Origin of the sequence: Halogranum rubrum (assembly GCF_900114455.1) — an archaeon.
GTDB lineage: Archaea > Halobacteriota > Halobacteria > Halobacteriales > Haloferacaceae > Halogranum > Halogranum rubrum.
Genome location: NZ_FOTC01000001.1, coordinates 1,244,462 through 1,255,594, shown reverse-complemented (window position 1 = coordinate 1,255,594; position 11,133 = coordinate 1,244,462). Strand labels below are relative to the sequence as shown.

Annotated in this window: 8 protein-coding genes; 2 read left to right on the top strand and 6 right to left on the bottom strand. The window is 62.5% G+C overall.

Annotation, left to right across the window (positions count from 1 at the left end; all coding sequences use genetic code 11):
* The first annotated feature begins 383 nt into the window (after window positions 1-383).
* Complete coding sequence (gene tuf, locus BM083_RS06115; protein WP_009375236.1) at window positions 384-1,652, top strand: translation elongation factor EF-1 subunit alpha; 1,269 nt, start codon at window positions 384-386, stop codon at window positions 1,650-1,652.
* A gap of 80 nt (window positions 1,653-1,732) precedes the next feature.
* Here the strand turns inward: tuf and BM083_RS06110 are convergent, their stop codons facing one another.
* The 6 genes from BM083_RS06110 to BM083_RS06085 form a co-directional block, all read right to left on the bottom strand.
* Window positions 1,733-2,890 carry an outer membrane protein assembly factor BamB family protein gene (locus BM083_RS06110; protein ID WP_177197553.1) on the bottom strand — a complete coding sequence of 386 codons (1,158 nt, stop codon included), beginning with the start codon at window positions 2,888-2,890 and terminating at the stop codon, window positions 1,733-1,735.
* A gap of 225 nt (window positions 2,891-3,115) precedes the next feature.
* Window positions 3,116-3,727, bottom strand: coding sequence for a hypothetical protein (locus BM083_RS06105; protein ID WP_089867143.1), 612 nt, complete (start codon window positions 3,725-3,727; stop codon window positions 3,116-3,118).
* Window positions 3,724-4,455, bottom strand: coding sequence for a DsbA family protein (locus BM083_RS06100; protein WP_089867141.1), 732 nt, complete (start codon window positions 4,453-4,455; stop codon window positions 3,724-3,726). Before BM083_RS06100 ends, BM083_RS06105 begins: the two co-directional genes overlap by 4 nt.
* Window positions 4,456-4,573: 118 nt before the next feature.
* A complete protein-coding gene (locus tag BM083_RS06095) occupies window positions 4,574-6,331 on the bottom strand; it encodes a cation:proton antiporter (RefSeq protein WP_089867138.1) in 1,758 nt (585 codons plus the stop codon).
* Window positions 6,328-8,658, bottom strand: a complete 2,331-nt coding sequence (locus tag BM083_RS06090) for an amino acid permease (protein WP_089867134.1) — start codon at window positions 8,656-8,658, stop codon at window positions 6,328-6,330. The genes BM083_RS06095 and BM083_RS06090 overlap by 4 nt, the downstream gene beginning before the upstream one ends.
* A gap of 238 nt (window positions 8,659-8,896) precedes the next feature.
* Window positions 8,897-10,510, bottom strand: a complete 1,614-nt coding sequence (locus BM083_RS06085) for a S8 family peptidase (RefSeq protein WP_177197552.1) — start codon at window positions 10,508-10,510, stop codon at window positions 8,897-8,899.
* A gap of 163 nt (window positions 10,511-10,673) precedes the next feature.
* On the opposite strand from BM083_RS06085, the gene BM083_RS06080 reads away from it, so the two are divergent.
* Window positions 10,674-11,129, top strand: coding sequence for an NYN domain-containing protein (locus BM083_RS06080; protein ID WP_009375257.1), 456 nt, complete (start codon window positions 10,674-10,676; stop codon window positions 11,127-11,129).
* The last annotated feature ends 4 nt before the right edge of the window (window positions 11,130-11,133 follow it).

The following is an 11,133-nucleotide window of genomic DNA, read 5'->3' as shown; positions in this document are numbered from 1 at the left end:
CACGTTCGCGCCGACACCGACAGCAGTCTCACCACTCGCCGCACGGCACACTTCGGCGAGATGGCACAGGCCCTGAAGCAGTTCTAACACACACGCTTTCTCTCCCTCTCTCTTTCAGACCCTCTCTGACGCTTTACGCGGCTACGTCCCGTTTTGACGTCTCCTCTTTCCACACCACCTCTTCTCTCTACCCTCCACCCACACCCTCTACCCTGTGCTGGTTCTCCCATGCGCACGCACGCGTGACTTACCCCGCAGCAGAACCAAACACAAACGAGCATCTCTCTGGAGAACGAGACACTCTGTGATTCTGTTGCCGAGCGAATCGTTTTGTCCTTTCACTACCTATCACTCTCGTTAGGCGTATCAGCGCCGTGATTCATATGGCAGACAAACCACACCAGAACTTAGCTATCATCGGGCACGTCGACCACGGGAAGAGCACACTCGTCGGGCGACTGCTGTTCGAGACAGGTTCGGTTCCCGAGCACGTCATCGAACAACACCGCGAAGAAGCCAAGGAGAAAGGGAAAGGCGGCTTCGAGTTCGCCTACGTCATGGACAACCTCGCCGAGGAGCGTGAACGCGGGGTAACCATCGACATCGCCCACCAGCGCTTCGACACGGACAAGTACTACTTCACCATCGTGGACACGCCCGGTCACCGCGACTTCGTGAAGAACATGATTACGGGCGCGAGTCAGGCGGACCACGCGATTCTCGTCGTCGCCGCCGACGACGGTGTCGCCCCGCAGACGCGCGAACACGTGTTCCTCTCGCGGACGCTGGGTATCGAGACGCTCATCATCGCTATCAACAAGATGGACGTCGTCGACTACAGCGAGGACACCTACAACGAGGTCAAAGAGGAGGTTCAACAACTCCTCAAGCAGGTCCGATTCGACTCCGACGACGCGCGGTTCATACCCATCTCGGCGTTCGAGGGAGACAACATCTCCGAACACTCCGACAACATGTCGTGGTTCGACGGACCGACGGTCCTCGAAGCGCTCAACAACCTCCCGGAGATGTCGCCGCCGACGGACGCGCCGCTTCGCGTCCCCATCCAAGACGTCTACACCATCTCCGGTATCGGCACGGTTCCCGTCGGCCGCGTCGAGACGGGGATGCTCAAGACGGGGATGAACGTCTCGTTCCAACCGTCTGGGTCCGGTGGCGAGGTCAAGACCATCGAGATGCACCACGAGGAAGTCTCTGAAGCCGGTCCCGGCGACAACGTCGGGTTCAACGTCCGCGGCGTCGGCAAAGACGATATCCGTCGCGGCGACGTCTGCGGCCCGGCCGACGACCCGCCGAAAGTCGCCGAGACGTTCCAAGCGCAAATCGTCGTGATGCAACACCCGTCGGTCATCACTGCGGGGTACACGCCGGTCATCCACGCCCACACGGCGCAGGTCGCCTGCACCTTCGAGTCCATTGACCAGAAGATAGACCCGAAGACGGGCGAAGTCGCCGAGGAGAACCCGGACTTCATCAAGGCCGGTGACGCCGCCGTCGTCACTCTCCGCCCGCAGAAACCGCTGAGCATCGAACCCTCCTCGGAGATTCCGGAACTCGGTTCGTTCGCCATCCGCGACATGGGCCAGACCATCGCGGCGGGGAAAGTACTCGAAGTCAACGAGAAGCAGTAGGCGTCTTGGTACAGTACCGAGTTTTTTTTGACGCTATCAGGTGAGCGACCGCTCTCATAGGCGTCGCGTTCGCAGAATCGTCACGCCGTCGGTCCGAGTGCAACCAGCCGCTCTCCCCTCGATTCGAGGAGGTACGCGAACCGGTCGACGACGATGGGGGCCGCCCACAGCCGAGACGAGTCGATTTGATAGCGCCGACGGTCAGCGAGATTGTCGTGCTCGGTACCGAGTTCGAGAGCGTGCATCGACTCGCCGTCGATGGCATAGAGCGTGTCTCCTGTGACGATTGGTCCGTCGAGTGAGTTCGGTGAGAAGAATCCGTGGCTCTCCCACCACGGGTACAGTCCGATAGACCACCGGAGTTCGCCAGTCCGGGCGTCGAACGCGGAGACGTTTTCTCGGCTATCGGTGACGTAGACCACGTCGTCGGCGACGGTCGGTGTCGAATACACACGGTCCGCTCCGTGAACCGCCCACAGGCGATCGCCCGTCTCGACATCGACGGCGACGACACCTCCTTGCGGGCCGTGTATCTCTCCGGTGGAGACGTAGAGCGTCCCATTCGAGAGAGAAAGCCCGCTATACGACGAGATTCCGTCGATCGGATAGTGTGACCGTTCGGTTCCCGTTTCGGCGTCGATTGCCCGGACTCCATCGTCGATATCTGTGAAGAAGACGGTGCCGTCCTCGACGACGAGCGGTCCGGTCGCTCCTTCTGTCTCAAGTCGCCACCGTTCGGTTCCGTCCGTGAGGTCGTATCCGGTGACCGCGCCGTTCACGACGAGCGCCACCGACCCGACGATTGCTGTAGCGCTAGGACCGGAATGAAATCCATCTGAGGCCTCCCAACGGAGGCTCTCCATCTCGACGTCGAGACACCGAACGGACCCGGTTGGAGCGAGGTGGAGGAGTGAATCGTCGGCGAGTGCGAGTGCGTTGAGATTGTGGTCCCACGACTCCGTCTCGGAGAACGTGAGGTCCCATCGACGCTCGCCGGTTGCAAGCGAGAGTGCTCGTGCCTTTCCCGACCCGACGAGATAGAGAGTGTCGCCGGCGACGACGGGCGGTGTTCCAACTTGCTCGTCAAGTTCGACCCGCCAGTGCTCGACCGCCCCCTGTCTGGGTCCGGGGTCGGATACGTGCCCGGTATTTCTGTCGTCGGCGTGGTAGGTGCGCCACGAACCGCTGACGCCGTCGATAGGAGCCGGAGTGGTTGCACAACCTGCGAGACCAACCACCGAAACGAGCGTCGATGTGCAAGCGCGCTTCAAGAAGCACCGTCTGGTGGAGGAACCCATTAGTTGTCTTTCCGTCGCGATGGAAAAAGGAGTGCCGATGACTGAAGATTCAAACCGGAAGACGCAGCCACCGACCCTATGGCCTGACCTGAGCCACGAGGCGTCCTGCGACTGCACGGCACAGCGTCTCGTGTTCGCTACCAGTGCCGTCTGCTCGCCCATCAGCTATCGCTTTCCGATGTCGACCGGACAGCCGTTTATCTCCCCGCCGCGCATCCCGTCGGCAATCCAGTACATCGAGAGAACGAGTGGAATCAACGCGAGGAGTGAGAACTCCAGTCCTTCGAACGGGAGCAAGAGGAGCAGACCGGATGCACCGAACAGCGAGAGCAGGCCGGCGAGGAGCACCGACCCGCAGGCCGCACAGCCAGCGCCGAGCGTCCCGAGGACGACGCCGACGGCGCTCCCGCTGCTCTCACGCGTGGAGAGACCGTGTTCGCGGAAGTGGTACGCGACCATCGCAACATCGACACCGACTAGCAGGGCGATGACGACGACGGCGAGTCCCGCGAGGAGACTGAACGACGTCCCGAGGAAGGGGAAGAGACCGACGAGGATTCGGAGTCGGTTCGACACTGGCAAACTCCCGCCGATAACCACGTCGCCGACGAGTTCGAGGTTCTGCGTGAGGACGAACAGCGAGAGCGCGGTGATAGCGGCCACGAGACCGACGAGCGCGTAGCGGGGAATCGTCAACACCAGTCGTGCTGTTCGCGCCGTCAACCGCCAGTCGGCACCGGTCGTCGGCAACTTCACCTTCCCGAGCGTGACGGTCATAGTTCGAGTGTGTTGGCGATGACGTCGTAGCTGACGCTTCCCCGAGCGGTCGTCCGATACTGGCCGTCTCGAAAGAGAAACAGCGACGGCGTCACACCGTTGGCACCGGCTTCGTCACCAGCAGCGAGGTCCGCTTGCACCGCGTCGTCGAACGCCTTCGCCTTGGCGTCGGCGACGATAGCCTCTGCGTCGAGGTCGGTGTTCCTTGCGAGCCACGTTCGCGTTCGGTCGAGGACGTTCTCCGTAGAGAAGGCGTCTTGCTCCTCGAAGTAATGGGAGAACAGTCCCCAGTACGCCGCCTCGTCTCGGTTGAAGGTCGCTTCGAGTGCTTGTACCGCCGGCTTTCCCCACTGGTAGACCACGGGGTACGTTCGCGAGACGAACGAGAGTGTGCCCGACTCGATATCCGATTCGAGTTTGGGAACGACGTTCTGTTCGAACGCTCGACACCGCGTGCACGAGGGGTCCTCGAAGGCGATTATCGTCGCCGTCGCGTCGAGTGGGTCTGGTCCACGAATCGGCTGGGATTCGAGGTCTGTCGCCGCCGCGTGCGTCGACAGCGACTGTGTGATGTCGGTGTTTTTGCTACTCTCGCCGGTGGTTGCAGTACTGCCGCCACTCTCGCCACTTCCGTCACGTTCACCACCGAGACACCCTGCCAGACCAGCGAGACTGGCAGCACCGAGTGCGAGGACGTCGCGTCGGCCGACTCGGGACTCTCTTCGCATAGCGTCTCGGACGCTTGGTGAGAACAAGGGCCTTTGCCGGTCTCTCTACTGCGGTGCACAGGCGTTCGCCGGCGGTAGGTGGACCACCGACGGGAAGGTGAACGGAACCTGCCGTCTCCTATCCGCCAGACTGTGCCTCTCTGTCGTCGTCGTCGATACGCACGTCCGCGTCGAGTCCGAACTCGGCGGCTTGCTGTCGCCACGATTCGGTGTACCCCTCCTCGTCGCGGCGGGCCGTGCTCTCCCCCGAGCGAACCCGGTCGAGTTTCAAGTCGACCTCTTCCATGAGTCGCTCGCCGACGTCGCTTGCGATGACACCGGACCGAGTCGCGTCCATGAGCGCGCTCTTCTCCTCTTGGAGGACACGTCGCTCGCCCATCAGGAGCTGTTCGTGTCGAAGCTCCGGGTTGTCTCGGAGCAACGCCGAAATCGCCTCGTTGAGGTCCTCTTTCTCACGCCCGTACTCGGCCTCGAAGTCGTCGAGGACGTTCGCCGGGATGTCACCGCTCGCGTGGAGACGCTCGGCGGAGTCGAGTGCGGCGTCGACGGCGCGTGCCCGGCCGACGAGCAGTTCGTACAACTCCTCGGTTTGCGTCCGAGTGACGATACCGAGTCGGGAGAGGAGCTTCTTCATCGTCAGTCCTTGCACGACGAGCGAGAACGCAGCGATGCCGAAAACCATCGCCTTCAGTTCTGCCGTCGGGACCCCGGCCGGAGCCTCTGTCTGGAGACCGAGCACCAACGCAATCGGGATGGAGGCGTGTAACCCGCCCCAGACCATGACGTGTTGGTAGGACAGTGGGATGTTGATGTGCTTACGGAGGTTGAGCAGCATCGTGAAGGGATAGACGATTGCCGCCCGCGCGAGAATGACGAAGACGATACCGCCGACGATGAGTTGCCAGTTCTCGACGAGTTGCGGAATCGGTGTTCCGACGCCGATAGCGATGAAAATAAAGGTGTTGACGAGGAACGCTGCGGTCTCCCACGTGTTGAACACCGAAATCTTCGTCCGAGGGCTCATGGCGTACTCCGCACCCTGATTGCCGATGAAGAGTCCGGCAACCACGCAGGCGATGACGCCCGAAACGTGGAGATAGTGCTCTGCGAGGATGAAGCTCCCGTAGGCGAGGACGATGGTCAAGACGATCTCGGTCATCTGTTCGTCGAGATTGACCATCACACTGTACACCGCATACCCCGTGACAAGTCCGACGACAAGGCCACCGAGACTCACGACGACGAGTTCGGCGGCTACCTCGGCCGCCTTCGCGGGTTCGAGGAGCGACGCCGGGGTCGACCCGTTGACCAAGAGCGCAAGCAGCGTCGAGAAGACGACGACACCGACCCCGTCGTTGATGAGACTCTCACCCTCGACGAGGACCGACAGTCGGTCGGGTGCCCCGAGTTCTTCGAACAACGCGAGGACGGAGACGGGGTCCGTCGGGAGCACCATCGACGCGAAGAGCAGCGACACGAGCAACGAGAAGTTGAACGCGTACGTCCCGACGAAACCCAAGAGCGCCACCGAGACGAGGAGTCCGGGTACCGCCAACGTGAGGATGGGTACGAGGTTCCGTCTGAGCCGTTCGAGGTCCGTCGTCGCCGCCCCCTCGAAGAGGAGCGCGGGTAGCAAGACGAGGAGGATGAGGTCGTGTGAGAGTTGGAGCTCTTCGACGAACAGCGTCTCGACGATACCGATGTCGTAGACGGCGACGATAATCGACACCACTAGTCCGGCGAGCAGCAGTGCAATCGTGTACGGGAATCGGCCGATTTTGGCGACGAGCGTCCCGACGGCGCTTGCGATGAGGAATACCGAGAGCAGGACGATGAGTTGGTCGACGACCGCCGTCCCGCCTTCGGCTGCAATCATGCTCGCGCCTTGACCTTGAGTGCGTAACGGTACGGTGTGAACAGCGCGGACTCGACTCGACCGGGGAGACCCGTCGAGCGGGCGTAGACGAGTACCGGGACGTCACGCTCTTTGGCGCGCCGGACGACGCGGTCTGCCGTACTGCCGAACACCCACCGTCGGAGCACTCGGTTGCGTGATGCGCCGACTGCGAGGACGCTGTTCGTCTCGTCGGCGACGTCGACGAGCGTTCCGGCGATGTCTTCGGTCACGGCGTCGTGGACCTCGATGTTCGACCGGTCGTCGAAGGCAGCGAGCGTGCTGTCGAGGTCTTCGGCCGTTCCGCTGTCACCGATCGGGTCGGCGTCGACGACGTGGATTCGCGTGCCACCGTCCGCGAGTGAACTGGCGAGCGAGAGGAGACCTTCGTGGTGAGGCCCTCCACCGGCACCGATGGTGAGACTGTCGAGCGAACGCGTCTGGTCGAACCCACCGGCGAAGAGGACGTCACAAGGCGCATCGTACTCGACCTCTTCGGCGATGTCGGGATGGTCTCGTGGATACCCCATCACGATTCGGTCGACTTGGTCGTCGCGGGCGGTCGAGAGAATGTCGAAGGCGACGTCTCGACTGATGTGGCCCTCGACGACGATCTCGGACGCGAGTTCGCCTTCGAGTTCACCGAGTTCCTCGATGATGCGCTCGGCTCGTTTCGCCGCTACGTTGTTGAGTGCTCGTTGCTCTGTCTGTTCGGGACTCTGTGTGACGGTGAGGAGCTTCACGACCGGGTTGTCGTCGTACCGACGGGCGATGGCGTCCGCGAGTCGGGCGTGCGCCTTCGCGCTGTGCGGCCGAGAGACGGGGACGAGGACGGTGTAACGGTCCGCCGTCGAGACACTGGCGTCTTCGCCATCCGCCGGCGTCGACAGATGACTGTTGAGGGTGTGGGCGGGCGTCGTCTTCTCGACGATGTCGTCGGACTCGGGTGCGCCGCCCCACACGAGGTAGGCGCCGACGAGGACGGCTTCGATTGCGACGCCGATGACGATTCCTTCGAGCGGAAGCGTCACGACGAGTGCGAGGTTCGCGAGGATACCGAGAATCGGGAGGAACGGCACTGCTGGAACTTTGAACGGCCGGTCGATGTCTGGGAAGCGCCGGCGGGAGAGGATGAGCGCGGCGTTGACGACCGACAGCGGGATGAGCAGGTTGAGGTTTGCGAAGCCAGTCAGCGCTTCCAGTCCCAGATTCGGTCCGGGAATCCCACCCTCACCGGCCGGGAAGAGTGCGACGAAGACGACGATGAGTGCGACGATTGCACCCGTACAGGTTACGATACTCCAGATCGGCGTGTTGTACTCGGGGTGAATCCGCGAGAGGCGTCGCGGGGCCTGCCCGCGCTGGGCCATCAGGTCTCCGATACTGGAGGCGGCGAGGATACTGGCGTTCGAGGCCGACACCATGCTGAAGATGGCCCCGGCGACGATGAGCGCCTGTCCCGGACTGCCGAGGAAGGAGGCGGCCACTTTCCCCATCGCCGTCTCGCCCTGCTGGAGGACTTCGTTACCGACAGGCGCGTTGACCATCGCGACGATGACGAACGTGTAGAGGATGGTGACCGTCACGATACTGGCAGCGATGGCTTTCGGAACCGTCTCGCGTGGCTCGATAATCTCGCCCGCAGAGGCGGCGATAGCCGAGAAGCCGAAGAAGGTGATGAACGCGAGTGCCGCCACGGAGATTATCTCTCCGGGCTTGTCGAAGACGAAGTCGCTCGTGAAGTTCCCGACGGCCGCCGTCGGTCCGGCGTAGACGAACGCGCCGCCGATGAACGCGAACAGAACAGCGACTTTCGCCCCAGTGATGAGGACTTGGAACGTTCCGCTCTCTTCGGTTCCCTGTGCGTTGAGATAGCCGAGGCCGATTGCGGTGAGGACACCGAAGATACCGTGCGGGACGTGTACGTCGCTCATTCCGACGAGACCGAACGCGGGCGGGAGGACGAACTCCGTCACCCAGTGGTCCATCGTCCCGAGGTAGAACGCCGTCGTCGCGGAGTACCCCATGAACAGGGACGCGCCGATTGCGTACAGTAACAGACTGTTGTCGAAGGTCCGTGACGAGAAGAGGTAGCCACCGCCGTTTTCGGAGTAGATCGAGGCGAACTCCGAGTAGGAGGCCGCTGTGATAGCTGCGACGACTGCGGCGATGACGAACGCGATGACGGCACTACTGCCGACAGACGCGACAGCCTTCCCAGAGAGTGAGAAGATACCTGCCGCAATCATCGTCCCGAGACCCAGTGCGAACGCGACCTTGAAGCCGAGCGTCCGGGTGTGTTCTACCATCGACCACTTCCCGTGCTGTCTTCGGCGGTGTGTTCAGACGCTCGCATCGAGTAACTCCTCGTCACAACCGGACGGTGACCCGGTATCGACCATCTCACGCAGGCATTCATTATTGGCGACGACTCTCGGAACGAGGAAAAGTCCACGGGCCAACTATCGAGTGAACCGTCTAACCGTGTAAGAAGCTACCGGCCAAAGGAAAGCGGCAGGCGGGTTGACAGTGTGTCGCGCGGGTCGCTTACTGGTACTCGGTGATCGTCAGGTCGTAGGACCCGTCGCCCGAGTAGGAGTCGACGTCGACCTGGAGGTCCGTCGAGTCGTCGGGGGCGTCGATAGTGACGACTTCTTGGCTGTTCGTCGACGTCGACGCGTAGTCGTAGTTGCTCGGCGAGGCGTTCGACGTCGTCCCCGTGTTGACGTAGAGGTCGAAGTCGGCGGTGCTCGGACCGTCGAGTTCGACGACGACCTTGCTCGGTCCGCTGTAACTCCACGAGTAGGAGTAGTCGTCGTAGTCGTAGGAACTGGAGAGCGACCCGGACGCCGTCGCCGTCGTCGATTCGCCAGTACCGCCGTCGCCGCCATCGCCACCGTCGCCACCGCCAGAGCCGGGTTGCGTCCCGACTGCGTTGGCGGCGTCGACTCGACCGCTCCCCTGCTGGTTGCTGGAGAGGCCGACGTCGACTGCCGTGGCCTTGAGGTGGTCACGCAGTTCCGCGTTGTTGAGGTCCCACTGTGCGAGTGCGAGACCCGCGACGCCGGAGACGACGGGCGTCGCCATCGACGTCCCCGAGAGCTGCTCGTAGGAGCCGCGTGCTTCGGTGGTCGTCGCGAGGACGTTCGTCCCGGGTGCGGCGAGTTCGATTTCGCTACCGTACTGGGAGTAGTCGGCGAGCGACTCGTCGGGGTCGAGTGCGGAGACGGCGAGACACTCGCTGTAAGCGGCCGGATAGGAGACGCTGCCGGTACCGTTGTTCCCGGCGGCGGCGACGACGAGCGAACCCTGGTTCGTCGCGTAGGTGACCGCGTTCTTCATCGTGCTCGTGTAGCCACCGCCACCGAGCGAGAGGTTGATGACGTCGGCACCCTGGTCTGCGGCCCACTCGACGGCGTCGGCGATGTCGGAGGTCGACCCGCGGCCGGTCTCGTCGAGGGCGCGTCCGTTGATGAGCGTGGAGTTGCTGATACCCGAGGTACCCGTCCCGTTGTCGGTGACGCCACCGGCGATGCCGGAGACGTGTGTTCCGTGGTACTCGTCGGACGGTACGTCCGGGTACGGGTCGCTGTCACTGTCGGCGAAGTCGTAGCCGGGGTTCGACGCGTAGCTTCCGGAGAGGTCCGGGTGGTCGTACTGAGCACCGGTGTCGACGACGGCGATAGTGACCGAGGACGACCCGAGCGTCGTGTCCCACGCGCTGTCGGCGTTGACGAGTTGTGGGGCGTACTGCTGGCCGTACTGCGGGTCGTTCGGCGTGAGCATCGAGCTGAGCGTCTCGTTTCGCTCGACGTACTTGACGCGGTCGAACTTCTTCAGTCGCTTCTCGATTTTCGAACGGTCCTTCTCCGAGAGCGCTTCCTGCGGTTTCAGCGCGACGTACCGGAGCTTCTCGTTGCTGTGTCGCAGGTCGACCGTAATCGAGTACTTCTTCTTCAGCTTGCGCTTGATCTTCCGAGCGCGCTTGCCGATTTTCTCACCGTCGTTTGCGATACCGACGAGCATCTCGTCGTCTTTCGGACCGGGGTTTCGACCGGGTGTCGCGGATGCGACACCGCTCATCGCACCGGCGAGACCGAGCGCGCTCGTTGCCTGTAGGAACCGTCTCCGCTTCATGTGTGGGGTGCCATCTTCTGACATGATACGACGTGACCTGCACACCTCCGACATTTATATTTTTTCTTTCTTTCTCGGATATAACTCCTTACCTAACGGAAACGAGTAATCGAAATTTGGCCAAAACGTTCTCACGAGAGTGGACTGAAATCAGCAAGGATATTGGGACCCCCCGACGAGAGACCGTATGGACCTGCTCGACGGTCCCGAAGACGAGACGCGCGGCCATCGCGAAGGGGTGGCACTGTTCGTCGACGGACCGAATATCCTACGCGACGAGTTCGACGTCGACCTCGAAGACGTTCGAGAAGCAGCGAAAGAGGGAGGTCGACTCGTGGCGATTCGCCTCTACGTCGACGAGCACGCGACACCGGGACTGATCCAAGCCGCGGAAGCCTGCGGCTACGAAGTCGTCGTGACGAGCGGCGACGTCGACGTGAAACTCGCCGTCGACGCGACGCGAGTCGCCGTCGAAGGCCGGGCCGAGACGCTCGCTATCGCGTCTCGCGACACCGACTTCAAGCCCGTCTTAGAGGTTGCAAACGCCTACGGGATGCGGACGTTCGCCATCGCACCCGGGACTCACGGTCGGTCGGACGCGCTCCGTAACTCGGCCACCGAGAGCGTCACCCTCGGCGAGTAACTGA

What these genes read in the sequence shown, in the direction of transcription:
- BM083_RS06095 (WP_089867138.1), bottom strand. Translation starts at nt 6,331, where the DNA reads ATGATTGCAGCCGAAGGCGGGACGGCGGTCGTCGACCAACTCATCGTC.
- BM083_RS06090 (WP_089867134.1), bottom strand. Translation starts at nt 8,658, where the DNA reads ATGGTAGAACACACCCGGACGCTCGGCTTCAAGGTCGCGTTCGCACTG.
- BM083_RS06105 (WP_089867143.1), bottom strand. Translation starts at nt 3,727, where the DNA reads ATGACCGTCACGCTCGGGAAGGTGAAGTTGCCGACGACCGGTGCCGAC.
- tuf (WP_009375236.1), top strand. Translation starts at nt 384, where the DNA reads ATGGCAGACAAACCACACCAGAACTTAGCTATCATCGGGCACGTCGAC.
- BM083_RS06100 (WP_089867141.1), bottom strand. Translation starts at nt 4,455, where the DNA reads ATGCGAAGAGAGTCCCGAGTCGGCCGACGCGACGTCCTCGCACTCGGT.
- BM083_RS06080 (WP_009375257.1), top strand. Translation starts at nt 10,674, where the DNA reads ATGGACCTGCTCGACGGTCCCGAAGACGAGACGCGCGGCCATCGCGAA.
- BM083_RS06085 (WP_177197552.1), bottom strand. Translation starts at nt 10,510, where the DNA reads ATGTCAGAAGATGGCACCCCACACATGAAGCGGAGACGGTTCCTACAG.